Here is a 17,699-nt window from a genome sequence, read left to right on the forward strand (position 1 = left end):
ATTAATATTTTTTATATGCAGCATCATATGATTGTTTATCATTTTTGGATAAAGATGTTTTAGAAGTACTATATTGGTACATTATATCTGACGAAGCGTTATGCCCAAGTCGTAACCCGTGCCCTAGCTCGTGTGTAGCAACATTTTGTTTTCCTGCATTATTTTTCTTATCCATATTTTTTTTGTTGAAAGTGATTTTTCTATTACTGTAGGTTGTTGCGTTGATATTGTTATTAGCAGATATGTCACTGCAGTATACATCCGATTTGTTTTTTGCAGAAGCTGGGCGAATCACACCTTTTTTGTAAGCATTCCAAGTGTTTGCTCCCGTTCTTATAAAGGACATATATTTCGAATTCCCCGAGTAATCCAAGTGTTTCGTCGAATCTACTAAATCCCAACTATTAATTTTGGCAACTGCTTGTGCTTCTTTGCCTGGAATTAGGACAGACCAGACGCAGATAAAGATAAATAACAAGGTACAAATTTTTTTCATGATGTCGTTCTCCTTTTTTGTTTTATTTGATCTTTTGGCAAAGGCTTTGAAAAAGAAAAATTCCATAGTTTTATCTGGAAGTAATAACTTTTTTTGGTTCCTTAGTCAAAGTTTAAAGTGCACTAAAAGACTACCATAAAAATGTAATGTATAACCAAAAATGTAATGAAATGTTCGATTCTTGTCATGAACGATGGATTTCAGCTATTAATTAGACTTATTCTTACACTTTATGTGTTACATCCTACTTTTTAAGCTAATAAACGCCACAAATGGAATCGTTATTCAATAAATATACATTAAGAATACCATTTGTCACAAAAAATTCTTATTTAAGCTGTTTTTGTTTTATAATTATTGATTTTTTTCGTATAAATAGGAATTTTGCGTGAATAACAATGAATAAATATTCGTTTTAAACACACTGATATACAAGCATTCTCCATGCATTTATTTATAATCTCCCACAGAAATCCCACAATGCTATTCTAGTTTATGATGCTATTTGATGTTATATGATTAGTTTCTTCTATATTATATGGTGATTATTTTGTAAATATACTATTTCTATCAGCTAATTGCGTTTTAACGCATCTGCCAACACTATCGAATATTATAAGATATCATACAATAAAATTATACATTTCCGTCACCTCTTAGTAACATTATACGAACAAATATTCTTCTCGACAAAAGGTAATTTGTACTAATTTTAATAGGACTCAGGGATACCAAGATTTCCGCTATAAAAATCAGAATACAGAAAAGCAAGAATCATTGTTTAAGCCATTTCAAAATGGAATAGACAAGACTCTTGCTTATTTTTCATGTTAGAGACCATTTAGCCCCAGTGTCCTTTAATATCAGTTATATGATTCTAAAACATCTTCCTTTATTTCAGAATAATTTACGATTTCTTCTTTCTCATCCGAAATGAAATTATATTTTTCTACTTCGCCTAAAGTATCAAAGTCAGTAAGTGTAGCTTCTTTTTCTTCCAGTTTTTCGTTAAATTTACCATAACCCATACTTACAATTGCACTTAATTTATCTTCACCGTGACCATCTGATAGAAACATAATGTACTCTTTACCTGCTTCAAGAGCAATATAATTTTCAACCGATTGATAAGCGCCATCATTTAAATACCAAGGTTCTGCAACATCAATTTTATCTCCTTTTTCGAAAGTACCCTTGTAAGTTTCTAATATTTCTATTTCACTTATTGTGCTAGTATGAGTCATTTCATCTGCGTCGTATTGTCCAATTATTTTATTTTTCACTAGCTTAGCTTTAACTACATCTTCACTATTCGAAATTAGCTCGTCCGAATTTTCAGGGATACTATAATCAGCTTCCGCCGATCCCACATTAGATATTTTAGTTTCTTTAGATATTTCATTGTATTCAGGTTTTTCTTTTTGTCCACATCCAACTAATAATAAAGCTGAAATTAGCAAGATAGGAATTAATAACTTTTTCATACAACTTTCCTCACTTTCCATACTTGTATTTTAAATTATTTTTGTCAAGACTTGTGTAATCTCCGTATGAATATTTCCCTTGTTTCATTAAACTATTTGTACTACTTGATTGGTGTTTAAGACCCAATGCATGGCCCATTTCATGTAAAGCCGTTTTATTATAATTGGCTTGGGAAAATTTATCTTTGCTAGTAGTACGAATATTAATAGAAAGAAGGCTCCCTTTTGCACCACCTTCCATGAGTCCATACCAAGACTCTTTACTATTAGTTGATCTAGTTCGAATTGTTGGACCATTACCACTTCTAACTAGATTAATTTTGGAGGAGGTTGCATTAATCTTTGAAAAAGCAGTATCGAAAGCTTTTTTGTGAGAACTAACCGTAGCCCCGTTATTAAATTTTGATTTTGGATCACTAAGTTTAAACATAAACGCTGAATTGTTTTTCAGGTCTGCTGCATAGACATTGTCTGAAGTAATTAAAATAAAACTTAAAGCCATGACAATAGCAGTGAGCATTTTTAAAATTTTTGTTTTTTGTTTCATCTTGTTGCCTCCTATTTTTTATTTTATATTACCTGTTTATCCTATCATGATTTCTCAATGTATAACCAAAAATGTAATGAAATGTCCGATTCTTGTCATGAACGACTAAAAATAGAGCTTATTTAGAATAATTACTACACAATTTGTGCTGAATCATGATTTTACAGATCCAAAACTTCACAATAAGAATCGTTATTCACATATTATTCATTATGGAATTAAGACATCACAAAATGTTCACTAATTGACATGTTTTTATGTATTTTTTAAAATCATTTATTACTGATTAGTGAAATAATTAACATTTAAAAATAACCCCAAATGAATAATTATGTATATTTATTAGTCCGGAGTGAAAATCCCAGCTAACTATTGACTCATAGTATAACAATATGTAATTCTGGTCTTGTGAATTTATTTCACATTTCATTCAACTATTAGCTGTTCAAATTAACAGAGACACCGCGCCAGAAAGTTCGGTGTATTTTTTTGCATAAAAACCCCCGCAAAAATGCGAGGCCAATCGGAATTATTTATTTTTAAGCTGTACATACTTATCGCTAGCCGTAATGTAATAAGTAGCACCTTTTGAGTTCTTAACTTTATACTGATAAGCTTTGCCTACTTTTAACTTTTCAACAACCGTCGGAAATCCAATGTCTTTAGTCACACAGTACCAACTACATCTTTATCGCTCCAGGAAGGTTTGCTCGTGTAAGAGCGCTGGTGCTTTGGTATCATGTACAATTCCCAAACGACCATGTCGAGTAGTAGTGTCACCTTTTATGCCTCTGTTTTTTAGACCTTTGATTGCACCAGCTCTAGCGACAACAATCGCGTCTTCTTTTGCTGATGTAATACCATTGCAATATAACGTTTCCGCCCCTTGTTCGCCGCCAGAGTTTGCATGGAATTCTAGTACAGCTACAACGTTCTCGCTATTTGCGTATTTAATACGCTCTGATAAAGATTTCCCGAATCCGTTAATCACACACTATGACCACACGCTTTTGCATAAGATGTTGCAATTTGTGCAGCCTCTTTCGCTACTGCCTTTTCAGTTAACCCGTTACCATTTGCACCAGTTTCATTTGTCCCATTATGTCCTCCGAAAATTGCTACTTTTGCCATTTTTTACTCATCCTTTCTTGGTTCGATGTATTTTTGAACTCTTTCACTATCATTTAAATTAGCTGTCGTCGGATCTTGAATTATTCCGATAAGCGCAAAGATAGATGTTATAACAGTAATTAGTCTATTCATCAAATCGTTGTAATCCCAGTCAACTCCAAAAATGTATTGCACGGATTGGATAATTAAAAAAAGACCGCCCAATAGAGCAATCACCCAAACAGGATTTTTGAAACGGACTCCCCAATTAATTTTCATGATTTTCCTCCTAAAATACTAATTCTTGGCCAACCTGCAATTTGAAAGAATCTAGCTTATTTTTTTCTGCTAATTCGCCTACGGAATGGCCTTGTTTTGTTGCAATTTTTGCTAGATTATCATTTTCTCTCACGATATATGTTTTTATTTGTGCAACTTCCTTTTCTGGTACATCTGTAATGATTTACGAAAATTTGTTGGCCATAAAAATAGCAGCATGACAGACCATTATTCTCATGCCACTGACGAAGAATACTATGAAAGATAGATTTTCTGGAATTTAGAAGTTTTTGTGGGAGAAAATTAAAATATAAAAAAGTCCCACAATGATTTGATATTATATGATATTCATACGAAATCACGAATAGTAAAAAACCCGTAATTCCAATAGAATCACGGGTTTTTAATGTCGTATAAAATCATATTAAATTCGAATTATTTTTTCACTTGGCTCATTACTTCTTCAACAAAGTTATCTTCTTTTTTCTCAATTCCTTCGCCTACTTCGAAACGTACGAACGATACTACTTTGCCGCCGCTTTGTTTCACATATTCACCAACAGTGATGTCTGGGTTTTTAACGAAAGGTTGATCTTCTAAGGAAATTTCGCTTAGATATTTTTTCAAACGGCCTTCTACCATTTTTTCAACGATATTAGCTGGTTTGCCTTCGTTTAATGCTTGTTGCGTTAAAACTTCTTTTTCGTGAGCTACTTCTTCGCTAGAAACGTCTTCACGAGAAATGTATTTAGGGTTAATTGCAGCGATATGCATAGCTACATCTTTTGCAACAGTTGTGTCCGTTGTTCCTTCAAGAAGTGTAAGAACGCCAATACGTCCGTTCATGTGGATGTATTCACCAAAAGCAGAGTTGTCCGCTTTTTCTTTTACTTCAAAACGACGAAGGGAAATATTTTCACCAATTTTTGTGATTGCTTCTGTGATGTAATCTTGAACAGATTGGCCATTTGGCATTTCTGTTTTAAGCGCATCTTCTAAGCTATCTGGACGTACTGCAAGAATTTGTTTAGCAAGTGCGTCAACTAATTGTTGGAAGTTATCGTTTTTAGCAACGAAATCTGTTTCAGCATTTACTTCTAGTACTACGGCATGTTTTTCATTACTGATAACATGAGTCATACCTTCAGAAGCGATACGATCGGATTTTTTCGCAGCTTTAGCGATTCCTTTTTCACGAAGATAGTCGATTGCTTTTTCCATATCTCCTTCAGTTTCTACAAGCGCTTTTTTACAATCCATCATACCAGCACCAGTTTTTTCACGTAATTCTTTTACCATTTGAGCTGTAATATTAGCCATTTATTTTCCCTCCAATTTTTCTCTTTAAAAAAGGTGATAAGAATAGTGCCTTATCACCTTGAAAGTTTCAAATAAAATCTTATGCTTCAGTAGTTTCTTCTGTAGCTTTTTCTTCTACAGGAGCAACTTCCGCTTCCGTTAACTCTTCCCCTTGATTCACTTCGATGATAGCGTCAGCCATTTTAGCAGTTAAAAGTTTAACCGCGCGGATAGCGTCATCATTTGCAGGGATTACGTAGTCGATTTCATCCGGATCACAGTTTGTATCAACAATACCGATGATAGGAATATGAAGTTTACGAGCTTCTGCAACCGCAATACGTTCTTTGCGTGGGTCAACGATGAATAGTGCATCAGGAAGACCTTTCATGTCTTTGATTCCGCCTAAGAAGCGTTCTAATTTTTCTTGTTCTTTTTTAAGAAGGACAACTTCTTTTTTAGGAAGGACTTCAAAAGTTCCATCAGCTTCCATTTTTTCGATTTTTTTAAGGTGTTGAATACGTTTTTGAATAGTTTCAAAGTTAGTTAAAGTTCCACCTAACCAACGATGATTCACGAAGTATTGTCCAGAACGGATAGCTTCGTCGCGAACGGATTCTTGTGCTTGTTTTTTAGTTCCTACAAACAGGATAGTACCGTTGTCACTAGCTACTTCACGCATGAAGTTGAAAGCTTCGTCTACTTTCTTCACTGTTTTTTGTAGGTCAATGATATAAATACCATTTCTTTCTGTGAAGATATATTTCTTCATTTTTGGGTTCCAACGGCGTGTTTGGTGGCCAAAGTGAACGCCAGCTTCTAATAATTGTTTCATTGAAATAACAGGCATTGTGTTATTCCCTCCTATTGGTTTATTTTTTGCGGATAACCGCCCTCCGCATGGGTCAACCAGCTGAAAAACTTAACGCATAATGCGGATAAGCACCTTCTCAGTCTGTCACCGTGCGTGTGTGATTTAACACTGCTTTTAAATATACCACAAAACAGTTATAATTGCAATAGTTAGCTTGAATTGCTTTTTACCATTTATAATATTCTTAAAAAAGTTTAAAATTTGATAAAAACAAATATTTTTCTATATAAAATCCGGCTTATTTCACAACTTCTTGAATCAGAGATAATGATTCCCGATATTCTTGAGCTTCTGGGGTTTTTTCAAAATCAATAGTTAAACTTTCATATTGATAAAGTTCCACTTCTAAATCAACAATGGGAACTTTAAAGAATTCTTTTCTGTTATTCACTTTATTTATGCGATACTTAGAGAATTTTTGATGTAATTCTGATTCTAATTTATAAGCTTCATAACTAAAAATCAATGCATGCACATCAAATTTGAAAGGAACTGAAGCGCTACTTAGTTCACTTATTCTTTCAAGTGGATTAATTCTTCGTGTAACACCTATTTTGACAATATCTTCACCAAAAGATCCTATGTTACTAATAATATATACATAACCTGCCTGTGCATGTGCTTCACGATAATCTAGTTCTTCTTTCTCTTTTTCTTTCTCATTAATTTTTTGTTGTAATTTATTAATTTGGCACTCTATATCCATTTTATTTGTATCTTCCACCATTATTTTTTGCTGTAATTCATCAATGATTTTTTGATAGTGAGTAATATCTTTATCAATAACTTTCTTTTTATCATTTATCTCTTTTTGCAAGGCTTTCTCTTCTCTCTCTTTCTCTCGTTGTTCTCTTAATTGCTCCTTCTCATCCTGCTTTTTTTGTTCGTATTCAAAAGCCAACGTAAGCTCTTGTAATTTCAAATCCAAGAATTCTGGAGATATTTCTATCATATTTGTTTCATTTATTTTATTTAATTGAGTATAAGATTTATTTATTCTTTTTTCTATCTGCAGAAAATTGGAATATCTAACTTTATTTATCGCCGCTTCGCATTCATTGTTAAACGCTCTAACTAAAGATTTAGATAAACGATTTGTAAAAGTCCTACCTTTAGATAAGCTACCATCTACCGCCCATTCACGAAGTATCAATATAGCATCTTTTTCTGAAACTAATTGTTTCTGATCTAATCTAATTTCTTCTAGTTCTTCTTTATAACCTAACGAACTGGCAAAATCATATTTTGGTTTGTAAAAGCCAAATGACTCCATTTCAATTTGATTTGGAATTTCAACTAAATCTTTTTGTAATTCATTTTTCTTTTCTTGCATTTTTGAAAGTTCATAGTTCAAGTTTAAAACTTTATTTTCTGCCTCTTTGATAATATTCTCCCTGAGTGCTTCATTTCCTTTCTCAACTTCTTTTTTGAAATTTAAAATTAAGGCACTTTTATCAGCTAATTGAACCTGTAGTAATTCTAATTCATTTTTTGCTTCACTAATTTCTTTTTCTATTTCATCTAGACTCTTTGTTTGTTTTTTTTACCATTCTATTATTTTTCAACTTATTAAAAAAGCTTGTTTTATCCATCCCATTCTATCCTTTTTCTTTAGATATTTTAATAAATTCTATCTTATCTTAACATACTAAATTAACAGATTGTGATTAATTGAGCAAAAAGTTCCAGTATAACTAAAAAATAACTAAAACTCAGCAATAAAAATTGGAAAATAGAAAAGCAGAAATCATTGTATAAAGCCATTTCGAAAAATGGAATAAACATGATTTCTGCTTATTTTTTATTTCAGAGAACCTTTTGTCTCAGCCTCCACTCAGACTATAAACAAAGTGAGCTATCTTTTATCTACATTTAGTTCTCTCTCTAGTTCAATTATAATCTTTTATAACATCTGCCTTAATTTCTTTATAATTGACAACTTCCTCTTCATTCTCAGAAATGAAATTAAACTTTTCAACTTCACCTAGGTTATCGAAATCGGAAAGTGTCGCTTCTTTTTCTTTGAGATCTTTGTTAAATTTACCATACCCCATGCTAATAATCGAACTGATTTTTTGGTCATCATGTCCACCACGTAAAAAAAGTGTGTATTCTTCGTCTTGTTCAATGGCGATATAATTTTCAATAGATTCATAATCCCCATCATTTAAGTACCATGGTTCTGAAACAGCTATTTTATCCCCTTTTTTAAAATTACCTTTGTATGATTCTAAAACTTCTACTTCACTTATTGTGCTGTTATATTCCATTTTTTCATTATCATAGTTACCTATAATTTTATTTTGAACTAATTTTATTTTTATAATATCTTCGCTTTTCCCAATAATTTCTTCTGAATTAGCTGGAATACTATAATCTGCATCTATTGAACCCATCTTAGATATTTTTGTTTTTGAGGATACTTCCTTTACTTCTTCTTTCGCTTTTTGAGAACAACCTATCAATAATACAGTTAACAGCAGCAACATTGGAATTAAGGCTTTTTTCATACCTATTTCCTCACTTTCCGTATTTGTATTTTAAACTATTTTTGTCTAAAGTAGTATAATCATTGTAACTATATTTTCCTGACTTCATGACACTGCTACTTCTATTGTCACGTTGATGTTTCATACCAAACGCATGTCCCATTTCGTGCAATGCTGTTTTATTATAATTAGCCTGGGTGAATTTATCTCGAGAGGTCGTGTATTTATTAATAGTCAAAATGCTTCCTTTTGAATCACCTTGCATCCGTCCGTACCATTCATCCGTTCTATTTGTTGATCGGGTACGAATAATTTGGCTATTTCCACTCCTTACAAGATTAATTTTGGAAGATGTTGCATTTATTTTGGAAAATGCAGTATCAAATGCTTTTTTATGTGAACTGATAGTGGCACCGTTGTTAAATTTTCCTTTTGTATCACTAAGCTTAAAACTAAATGCTGCTCCATTCTTTAAAACTGCTGCATGTACATTTCCTAATCCAATTAAAGAGAAACATAATGCAATTGTAATCACTGTAATTAGTTTTATCCTTTGCTTATTTTGTTTCACTTGGTTGCCTCCTCTTTTTCGTTTATTGATTACGCATACATTTTAACACGGAAAATAAATATGAAACCAAAAATGTAATGAAATGTCTGATTCTTGTCATGAACGACTAAAAAATGAATTCTCCTCACTTTTTTGTATATGATTCAGAATTTTCTATTATACGAAACAAAATTTTAATTTTACCTTCTAATTATGCTACAATGAAAGAAAAAATGAATGGAGACATCGATATGCAGACAGGTAGTGTGACGAGTCGGATAGAAGGAATACTTAATTCTTTACCAAAATCAGAGAAAAAAATCGGTACGACTATTTTAAAAGAACCAGAATGGGTGGTTCGTGCCTCCATTCAGGCTTTAGCAGATAAAGCAGATACTAGTGGCGCTGCAGTTATTCGCTTTTGCCGCTCGCTTAATTTTCCGGGTTTTCCCGAGTTAAAACGACAACTTTCGGTAGAGCTTTCTAAATCACAACGAACAGGTTACTACGATATTGAGCCAGGCGATTCTTTTTTTTCTATTAAGGAAAAGCTTGTCTCCAATATGGTTCAAACTGCCAATGATACGGCCGCTCTTTTAGAAGAAGAGATTTATGATACGGCTTGCAAACTCCTCGACTCTGCTGAAGCTATCTATGTTTATGGTGTCGGTGCTTCTTGGCCAGTAGCGGAGGATTTTGCGCAGAAATGGTTACGTTTAGGAAAATTTGTTTTAGCCATTCAGGATACCCATGTCCTTGCTACTGCCCTTTCGACTTATCAAAAAAAAGCGATTTTTATAGGTATTTCTAATAGTGGTGAAACATCTTCGGTCATTCAACTTGCACAACAAGCAAAAGCCAACCAGATTACAGTTATTAGTTTGACTCGCTTTGGTGCAAATAATTTAAAATCACTTGCTGACTTAGCACTTGAAACAGCTAGAGCCCCTGAGGCTGAGCTTAGAAGTTCTGCAACAAGTTCCAGACAAGCACAACTTTTGACTATTGATATTTTATACTATTTCTATGCAACCAAACATTACACAGAAGTCATTCCTCAAATTAAAAAATCTCGAGAAGCAACAGACCTTTTCCGAAATCTGTAAAAATGCTACTTGTTTAGTAGTGTTTTTTGCGCTTTTTTGAAATTTAATTTCTTTTTAATTATAAATATATTGAAATTTAATTTCATTTAAACTATAATCAAATTAAGGAGGGGAACTTATGCTGGAAAAATTAACAACTGAAAAACGAAATAAACGAACGATGCAACTAGATCAACTTAGTACTGAGGAAATTTTGGCCATTATGAATCAAGAAGATCAAACTGTTCCAACGACAATAACGCCACTTCTTCCAGTTATTCAAAAAATAGTTGATAGAATTGTTGAACAAATGCAGAGCGGTGGACGGCTAATTTATATTGGAGCTGGTACTAGTGGACGACTTGGCGTACTGGATGCCGCAGAATGTGTTCCGACGTTTGGAACTAATCCACAAGATGTAATTAGTCTCATTGCTGGCGGGAAAGACGCTTTTACAAAAGTAATGGAAGGTGCAGAGGATCATGAAGAGTTTGCTGAACAAGATTTGAAAAAGATTGCACTTGCAAGTAAAGACTTTATTATTGGTATCTCAGCCAGCGGTCGCACACCTTATGTTATTGGTGCATTACGCTATGCCAAAAAGCTTGATTGCCCGTCTGCAGCAATATCTTGTAACAAAGACGCAGAAATTTCCGCGTGGGCCGATTTCGCTATCGAGCTTGAAGTCGGTGCAGAAATTCTGACTGGTTCCACTAGGCTTAAAGCTGGAACTGCACAAAAGCTTGTGTTAAACATGATTTCCACAGCTTCAATGATTGGTATTGGCAAAGTGTATAAAAATCTAATGGTAGATGTTCAACCAACCAACAAAAAATTAGAGGAACGAGCAAAAAGAATTATTATGGAAGCAACCGAATGTTCTCTTGAAACCGCTGCTAAATACTATCAATTAGCTGATAAACATGTTAAAGCAGCTATAGTGATGATTTTAACTGGTTGTCATTTAGCAGAAGCGGAAGAGAAATTAAAGCTAGCTGGTGGTTTTGTTCGCAAAGTGATTTAAACAAATATAAACAAAGGTGGTGGTGTTCTTGCGTGGCTTTTCCGTATATTTACCCAATGTCAACTATAACTATATAGAAACAATGCTTCAAGCAGGCTGGGAACATGTCTTTACTTCTCTTCATGTCCCTGAACATACAATAGATCGGCAAAGTGTAATCGAACTATTTGCTTATGTTTCCGCAAATAATGGAAAAATGATTGTTGATGTCTCCCCTTTAACGAGGAAAATTTTACAGCTTGATTCTTATGCAGACTTAGCCAAATTCGGTGTTCAAAATATCCGCTTAGATGATGGCTTTTCTATGGAGGAGATTTTACAGTTACAACAAGATTTCACACTTATATTTAATGCATCTGTCTTAACAGAAATAGATTTAAAAAACTATCAAGCAGCTGGTGTTCACTTGGATTCAGCAGCAGTTATGCATAATTTTTATCCACATGAATATACGGGGTTAAGTGAAGCCTATACGATTCAAAAAAATCAACTATTTCATAAATTCGGGTTACGAACACAAGGTTTTATTGCTGGAGATAGTAAAAAGCGTGGTCCTATTTTTGAAGGATTACCAACCGTTGAACTGCTTAGAGCCACTTCTCCAAGTATCGCTTATATTTTTATGAGTGAGCATTTAGGTTTTGATGATGTTTTTATTGGCGACTACAAAATCAGCAACCAACAAAGACAAGCCATTGACATTTTTGAAATTGAGCATGTTTTGACGTTACAGTGTACAGCATTTAGCGATGAAATTGACCAATATTTAAATAGACCACTTTCCATCAGAAAAGACTTATCTGAACATGTTATTCGTTTTTTTGGTACACGAGCTACTGAAAACGAGCAAATTTTACCTAAAAACACAATAGAACGGCCTGTTGGTAGCATCACCCTTGATAATCAACTTTATGGTCGTTATGCTGGGGAACTTCAAATCGTTAAGCTACCTCTTCCCGCCGATAAGCGAGTCAACGTTATTAGTTCTGTTATTTGCTCAGATATGAAAGCGTTGTCTTTTATATCTGCTAATACACCTATTTATTTAACTTTAAAGGAAAGGGAGTAAAATCATGGAAAAAATTATTCACTTTATTGAACAGAAACTCGCTCCACCACTAATTAGAATTTCTCAAATCCGCTATCTTGATGCTACGCAAAAAGCATTCATGGCCTTTATGCCTTATTTATTAATTAGTTCACTGTTTGTCTTAATTGCTTCATTACCAATTCCTGGTTGGACTGATTTTGTCGCTCCATTTGCAGATAAACTTTGGGGGGCTGTAAATGCGACTCTTGGGGTTATTTCGATTGGTATTGCAGTAGCACTCGGTTATCACCTTGGAGACTACTATCATCAAAGAGATTCACGTGTGGATAAACTTTCAACTGCATTATTATCTTTAATTAGCTTTTTGACACTCTTTCCAATTGTCACAATGAAAGATGGCGGGCTCTATATGAGTTCAGCTTATTTTGGAAGTACAGGTATTTTTGCTGCACTGATTGTCGGAATTATTTCAGTGGAATTTTACCGATTAATTATTAAAGCTAATATTACAATCAAAATGCCAAAAGAAGTTCCATCAATGGTTTCGCAAGCATTTACCTCCGTTATTCCAGCTGCCATTATCGTAGTTTTCTGGTGGTTAATTAGTCAGGTTGGCTCGATAGATATTCCAGGACTAATTATGCAATCATTCGCTCCACTTATTAGTGCTGGTACGACGGCTGTTTCACAGTTTATTGCTTTTGTTATTGATCGTCTATTATGGTTTGTCGGAATTCACGGTTCTAATGTAGTTTCTAGTGTTATGTCCCCTGTTTGGACGAACATGATTACAGATAATATGACTAGTTTCCAAAATGGTTCAACTGTTCCATATCTATTCACAGAGCAATGGTCAAATTATTTTGTAAGAGTCTCTATGGTACCACTTGTAGTTTTAATGCTACTTTCTAAAGTTTCACGTTATAAAACGCTTGGAAAATTATCCTTTGCCCCCGCCCTTTTCAATATTGCTGAACCAGTTATGTTCGGGCTACCGATAGTACTTAATCCGATTATGTTTATTCCTTGGGTTGTTGGCTATAGCTTTATTTGGATACTCACTTATGTTTTCACAGCTGTAATGCACTTGATTCCGCCTGTAGTAGCAATGGTTCCTTGGACTGTGCCTGGACCAATTGCCGCTTATCTTGGAACTGGTGGTAGTATTACCGCAACGATAATTAGTGTTTTAAATTATGTTATTATGTTCTTCATCTGGTTGCCATTCTTTAAAGTACTTGAAAGACAAGAACTTAAGGTTGAGGCTGTAAATGCAAAAACTTTGGAAGCGACTGGAGAGAAAACTAAATGAAAATAGTTGCCTATCAAGCTAAATACCGAGTAGATATCCTTAATTTATGGAATCAAACTATGTCAGCTGATCCACTATCAGAAGAACGTTTTTTCAACACAATTATTCTGGATTACAATTTTGATCCTGAACTATCTGCTGTTGCGTTAATTGATGAACAGGTTGTTGGTTTTATCTGGAGCACAGTGCGTCTTTATCCTTATGGAAAACGCGGATTAGAAAAAGAGCGTGGTTGGATTGCAGGACTATGTGTTGATATAAAACAACAACGCGGTGGAATTGGAACCGCTCTTGTCCAACATGCCGAAGCCAAAATGCTTGAAAAGGGAGTACAGAGAATTACATTAGGTGCCTACAGTCCTAATTATTTATTTCCTGGTGTAGATGTTGATGCCTATCAAAACGCTCTCCCCTTTTTCGCTAAATGTGGTTATGAAGTCACTGGTGAAGCTGTTTCAATGGAACGTAGCTTATTTGATTTTACTTTAACAGATAAATATTTAGCACTTAAAAAAGCTGTTGAGACAGCTGGATTTAGATTAATCTGTTATGAAACTAACTATGCAGAACCATTAATTGCCTTTTTGCATGCGCATTTTGATGGTGGTTGGTCTACCAATGTAAAAAATAGTATTCTGGCTGGCAGTGCAAAGGAAACAATATTCCTTATGCTTAATCAGTCAGAGGAAATCGTTGGTTATTCGCAACGTGCAATAGATGGAACTCCGGATAGGTTTGGTCCTTTTGGTGTAAGACAAGATCTTCGGGGTTACAAACTAGGCGTTGTTTTATTCAATGAAATGCTGTTTGATATGAAAAAACGTGGTATTTACCATACTTATTTTCTGTGGACCCATGGAAAAGCACAACAATTTTATGAAAAAAATGGCATGAAAGTTTATCGTTCTTATCATTTAATGAATAAACAATTAGCAAAATAGAGAGGAAGATTTTAATGAAAAGAGTAGTTAGTATTGGTGCACATGCTTTAGATGCAGAACTTATGGGAGGACCTTACTTAATTAAAGCTGCATCCCGAGGAGATAAATGTACTTTTGTTCATATGACACGCGGAGAACGTGGAAATAAAGCAAAAGATCCTGCTGAATACGGGAAGCAACTCGAAAAAGAAATGCAAGCAGTCGCAAAACAAATGGGAACAGATGCTTTTTGGATTGGTTATCCCGCTGGTAACTTGCCCGCAGGAGAACAAATTATCGCTGACTGGATGACTTATTTGCGAAAAGAAAAAGTTACTACAGTTATTACTCATTGGCGCGGTAGCTTACATCCTCGTCATGTGTTATGTCATGATACCGTGACAGAAGCAGTTGTACGTCTTCGAAAAGAAGGACAAAACATTGATTTGTATTACGGTGAGAACTGTGAGGACTTGAATGGATTTATTTCACAGCTTTATGTTCCTTTCGATGAAGAGATTCTGCAAACATGGCTCCGTGGTTTACGTGAGTATGAGCTTTTCCGTGGTGGCGTATTGAGCGTTCCCTACTATGATTATTACACAACCATCTCTAAAATCCGAGCAATCGAGCAAAGTATTGAGTCTTATGCCAAAACTCTAATGCACTCACCGCATACTGTAGAAGAATTATAATCCCTATAAAAAACCGCTCCGAAATTAGCTATTATACTAAAATTTCGAAGCGTTTTTCTATTAATTTGCTACAATATTTACTAATTTTCCAGGCACAACAATTATTTTACGAATAGACTTGTTTTCTAGGTTTTCTTTCATTTTATCGTCATTTTTTGCAAGCGTTTCTAGTTCTTCTTTTGAAAGTGATTTCGCAACGGTAATTTTATTTTTCACTTTGCCATTTACTTGTAGAACGATTTCCACTTCATCTTCTACGAGTTTTGTTTCGTCGTATGTTGGCCAAGAAACGTAACTTATTGTTTCGGTATGACCAAGGATTTCCCATAGTTCTTCTGCTAAATGAGGCGCGATTGGTGACAAGAGTTGGACGAAACCTTCGACGTATTCTTTTGGAATGGTTGGTTGTTTGTAAGCTTCATTGATGAAAATCATTAGTTGTGAAATACCCGTGTTAAAACGTAGGTTTTCGTAATGATTGGTCACTGTTTTCACCATATGATGATAAGCTTTTTCCAAATTAGCATTCGCATCGGTTGTAACTTTTTCAGCAAGTGTACCTTCTTCTGTAACAAGCAAGCGCCAAATGCGGTCGAGGAATTTGCGTGCTCCTTCTAGACCATTTTCGTTCCAAGCAATCGAAGCTTCAAGTGGCCCCATGAACATCTCGTACAAGCGAAGTGTGTCTGCACCATATTTTTCAACGACTTCATCTGGATTAACGACATTTCCTCTTGATTTGGACATTTTTTCATTATTTTCGCCAAGAATCATCCCTTGGTTAAATAGTTTTTGGAAAGGTTCTTTGGTTGGAACTACCCCGATGTCATACAAGAATTTATGCCAGAAACGCGCGTAAAGCAAGTGAAGTACCGCGTGTTCAGCCCCGCCGATATACACATCAACTGGTAGCCATTCCGCAAGTTTTTCCTTATCGGCAATTGCTTTTGTATTAGTTGGATCGATGTAGCGCAAGAAATACCAACTTGAACCAGCCCATTGTGGCATAGTGTTTGTTTCTCGGCGACCTTTACGACCGTTTTCATCTGTAACATTTACCCAGTCATGCAAATTGGCAAGTGGAGATTCGCCGGTTCCAGATGGTTTAATTTCGGTAGCTTTTGGCAAGAGTAGTGGTAGTTCTTCTTCTGGTACAAGCGTTGTCTCACCGTCTTCCCAGTGAATTACTGGAATTGGTTCACCCCAATAACGTTGTCTACTAAACAACCAGTCACGCAAACGGTAAGTGATTTTGCGGTTGCCAATCCCTTCTTTTTCTAGCCAGTCAATTGCCGCTGTGATTGCTTCTGTTTTATCTAGACCATTCAAAAAGCCAGAGTTAATATGCGGGCCGTCCCCAGTAAAAGCTTCTTTAGTAACGTCTCCGCCTTCAAGAACTGGGCGAATGTTCAAGCCGAATTGCTTCGCGAATTCATAGTCACGTTCATCATGTGCGGGTACGGCCATAATTGCTCCAGTTCCGTATTGGATTAGTACATAATCAGCAATCCAGACGGGTACTTCTTCGCCGTTAATTGGATTGATCGCATAGGCACCTGTGAATACGCCTGTTTTATCTTTCGCAAGATCTGTTCTTTCTAGTTCACTTTTTAGTTCGACTTGTTTTTTATATGCTTCCACTGCATCTTTTTGAGCGGCTGTGGTAATTTTTTCGATAAGTTCATGCTCTGGTGCAAAAACAGTATAAGTTGCGCCAAAAAGTGTATCTGGGCGTGTCGTGAAGACGTTAAAGGTTTCGTCACTGTCTTTCATTTTGAAAGTTACTTCGGCCCCTTCTGAACGTCCAATCCAGTTGCGCTGCATGTCTTTAATATTTTCAGGCCAATCGACAAGGTCAAGGTCATCTAGCAAACGGTCTGCATAAGCTGTAATTTTCAGCATCCATTGGCGCATTGGTTTACGGAAAACTGGGAAACCACCGCGTTCACTTTTGCCATCAATAACTTCTTCATTCGCAAGGACGGTACCTAGAGCCGGGCACCAGTTGACAGCGATTTCAGCTTCATAAGCCAAGCCATTTTCGTATAATTTCTCAAAAATCCACTGTGTCCATTTATAATATTCTGGATCCGTTGTATTAATTTCGCGTTCCCAATCGTAGGAAAAACCGAGCGATTTAATTTGGCGAGTAAAATTAGCAATGTTAAGTGCGGTAAATTCTTCTGGATCATTACCAGTATCAATCGCATATTGTTCAGCAGGAAGACCGAAAGCATCCCAACCAATAGGATGAAGCACATTTTTACCTTGCATCCGTTTCATTCTAGACAAAATATCTGTTGCCGTATAACCTTCTGGGTGTCCTACGTGAAGACCAGCTCCTGATGGATACGGAAACATATCTAGCGCATAGAAATTTTCTTTATTTTTATCTTCGGTTGTTTTAAAGGTATTATGTTCACTCCAATATTGTTGCCATTTCGGTTCCACTTTTTTGTGATTAAATGTCACTTTACTCATCCT

General features: G+C 35.1%; 18 protein-coding genes and 1 pseudogene. 6 read left to right on the forward strand and 13 right to left on the reverse strand.

Features of this window, described 5'->3' with window-relative positions:
- Position 1 precedes the first annotated feature (1 nt).
- From CKV67_RS08320 to CKV67_RS08370, 12 genes and pseudogenes are all read right to left on the reverse strand, one after another.
- On the reverse strand, positions 2-496 hold the full coding sequence (locus CKV67_RS08320) for a matrixin family metalloprotease (RefSeq protein WP_025279974.1): 495 nt from the start codon (positions 494-496) through the stop codon (positions 2-4).
- An 863-nt stretch (positions 497-1,359) separates the two neighbouring features.
- Positions 1,360-1,980, reverse strand: coding sequence for a hypothetical protein (locus CKV67_RS08325; protein ID WP_014093009.1), 621 nt, complete (start codon positions 1,978-1,980; stop codon positions 1,360-1,362).
- Between the two features lie 10 nt (positions 1,981-1,990).
- Positions 1,991-2,527 (reverse strand): matrixin family metalloprotease, encoded by a 537-nt coding sequence (locus CKV67_RS08330; protein WP_025279975.1) that lies wholly within the window; start codon positions 2,525-2,527, stop codon positions 1,991-1,993.
- A 541-nt stretch (positions 2,528-3,068) separates the two neighbouring features.
- A pseudogene (locus CKV67_RS14805) lies at positions 3,069-3,244 on the reverse strand (N-acetylmuramoyl-L-alanine amidase family protein); the annotation flags it as partial.
- Positions 3,216-3,518 carry an N-acetylmuramoyl-L-alanine amidase gene (locus CKV67_RS14810; RefSeq protein WP_231845368.1) on the reverse strand — a complete coding sequence of 101 codons (303 nt, stop codon included), beginning with the start codon at positions 3,516-3,518 and terminating at the stop codon, positions 3,216-3,218. The pseudogene CKV67_RS14805 and the gene CKV67_RS14810, both read right to left, overlap by 29 nt.
- Positions 3,515-3,658: a hypothetical protein gene (locus tag CKV67_RS14815; protein WP_231845369.1), complete on the reverse strand. Its 144-nt coding sequence runs from the start codon at positions 3,656-3,658 to the stop codon at positions 3,515-3,517. Before CKV67_RS14815 ends, CKV67_RS14810 begins: the two co-directional genes overlap by 4 nt.
- A 3-nt stretch (positions 3,659-3,661) precedes the next feature.
- Positions 3,662-3,916 (reverse strand): phage holin, encoded by a 255-nt coding sequence (locus tag CKV67_RS08340; protein WP_014093011.1) that lies wholly within the window; start codon positions 3,914-3,916, stop codon positions 3,662-3,664.
- Positions 3,917-4,351: 435 nt separating this feature from the next.
- Positions 4,352-5,236, reverse strand: a complete 885-nt coding sequence (tsf, locus tag CKV67_RS08350) for a translation elongation factor Ts (protein WP_003748110.1) — start codon at positions 5,234-5,236, stop codon at positions 4,352-4,354.
- 79 nt (positions 5,237-5,315) lie between these two features.
- On the reverse strand, positions 5,316-6,065 hold the full coding sequence (gene rpsB / locus CKV67_RS08355; protein ID WP_014093012.1) for a 30S ribosomal protein S2: 750 nt from the start codon (positions 6,063-6,065) through the stop codon (positions 5,316-5,318).
- A gap of 262 nt (positions 6,066-6,327) precedes the next feature.
- A complete protein-coding gene (locus CKV67_RS08360; protein WP_231923519.1) occupies positions 6,328-7,422 on the reverse strand; it encodes an SNIPE associated domain-containing protein in 1,095 nt (364 codons plus the stop codon).
- A gap of 556 nt (positions 7,423-7,978) precedes the next feature.
- Entirely contained in the window at positions 7,979-8,599 is a 621-nt protein-coding gene (locus tag CKV67_RS08365) for a hypothetical protein (RefSeq protein WP_014093014.1), read from the reverse strand.
- A 10-nt stretch (positions 8,600-8,609) separates the two neighbouring features.
- The gene (locus CKV67_RS08370; RefSeq protein WP_014093015.1) at positions 8,610-9,149 is read right to left on the reverse strand and encodes a matrixin family metalloprotease; all 540 of its coding nucleotides are present in this window, start codon (positions 9,147-9,149) and stop codon (positions 8,610-8,612) included.
- A 230-nt stretch (positions 9,150-9,379) separates the two neighbouring features.
- Between CKV67_RS08370 and CKV67_RS08375 the strand changes: the two genes are divergently transcribed.
- From CKV67_RS08375 to CKV67_RS08400, 6 genes are all read left to right on the forward strand, one after another.
- The gene (locus tag CKV67_RS08375; RefSeq protein WP_025279977.1) at positions 9,380-10,234 is read left to right on the forward strand and encodes a MurR/RpiR family transcriptional regulator; all 855 of its coding nucleotides are present in this window, start codon (positions 9,380-9,382) and stop codon (positions 10,232-10,234) included.
- A 118-nt stretch (positions 10,235-10,352) separates the two neighbouring features.
- On the forward strand, positions 10,353-11,237 hold the full coding sequence (gene murQ / locus CKV67_RS08380; RefSeq protein WP_014093017.1) for an N-acetylmuramic acid 6-phosphate etherase: 885 nt from the start codon (positions 10,353-10,355) through the stop codon (positions 11,235-11,237).
- A 28-nt stretch (positions 11,238-11,265) separates the two neighbouring features.
- The gene (locus CKV67_RS08385; protein ID WP_014093018.1) at positions 11,266-12,306 is read left to right on the forward strand and encodes a MupG family TIM beta-alpha barrel fold protein; all 1,041 of its coding nucleotides are present in this window, start codon (positions 11,266-11,268) and stop codon (positions 12,304-12,306) included.
- Between the two features lie 4 nt (positions 12,307-12,310).
- Entirely contained in the window at positions 12,311-13,600 is a 1,290-nt protein-coding gene (locus CKV67_RS08390; RefSeq protein WP_025279978.1) for a PTS sugar transporter subunit IIC, read from the forward strand.
- Complete coding sequence (locus tag CKV67_RS08395) at positions 13,597-14,541, forward strand: GNAT family N-acetyltransferase (protein WP_014093020.1); 945 nt, start codon at positions 13,597-13,599, stop codon at positions 14,539-14,541. The genes CKV67_RS08390 and CKV67_RS08395 overlap by 4 nt, the downstream gene beginning before the upstream one ends.
- Positions 14,542-14,555: 14 nt before the next feature.
- Positions 14,556-15,215 carry a PIG-L deacetylase family protein gene (locus CKV67_RS08400; protein ID WP_014093021.1) on the forward strand — a complete coding sequence of 220 codons (660 nt, stop codon included), beginning with the start codon at positions 14,556-14,558 and terminating at the stop codon, positions 15,213-15,215.
- 60 nt (positions 15,216-15,275) lie between these two features.
- On the opposite strand, the gene leuS is transcribed toward CKV67_RS08400, so the two are convergent.
- The gene (gene leuS, locus CKV67_RS08405) at positions 15,276-17,687 is read right to left on the reverse strand and encodes a leucine--tRNA ligase (RefSeq protein ID WP_032363881.1); all 2,412 of its coding nucleotides are present in this window, start codon (positions 17,685-17,687) and stop codon (positions 15,276-15,278) included.
- Between the last annotated feature and the right edge of the window lie 12 nt (positions 17,688-17,699).

Origin of the sequence: Listeria ivanovii subsp. ivanovii (genome assembly GCF_900187025.1) — a bacterium.
Lineage (GTDB): Bacteria > Bacillota > Bacilli > Lactobacillales > Listeriaceae > Listeria > Listeria ivanovii.